The organism is Streptomyces sp. URMC 123, assembly GCF_051386515.1.
Taxonomy (GTDB): domain Bacteria; phylum Actinomycetota; class Actinomycetes; order Streptomycetales; family Streptomycetaceae; genus Streptomyces.
The window spans coordinates 1-363 of the sequence record NZ_JBPQTV010000734.1; the positions used below are offsets into that span (position 1 = coordinate 1).

Sequence of the window (363 nt, forward strand, 5' to 3'; positions counted from 1 at the left end):
TGGAGGGCCACTCCCCCTTCCGGCAGCACACCCCCCTGTCCACGCTGCGCGCCATCGTGGACGCCGAGCTTCCGCCGCCGCGCCGGGCCGGCCCGCTGGCGCCCGCGCTGGAGGGGCTGCTGCGCAAGGACCCGGCGCTGCGCATGGGGGCGGACGAGGCCGAGCGGCTGCTGCGGATCGTGGCGGCCGGCGGCACCCCGCGCGCCGCCCCGGCCGCCGGGGGCTTCTCCGCCGACCGCTCCCCCACGGTTCCGGCCGCCCCGCCCGAGCCGCCGTGGGAGCCGACGACGGCGCGGGCCCCGGCCCCGTACGGCTCGTACGACACGTACGGCCGGGGGTACGGGCCGGACGCCGACATCACCC

1 pseudogene is annotated in these 363 nt (G+C 81.0%); it reads left to right on the plus strand.

Going from position 1 to position 363, the window contains the following annotated elements:
• Positions 1 to 363: pseudogene (locus ACSNOD_RS31830) on the plus strand (hypothetical protein); the annotation flags it as partial.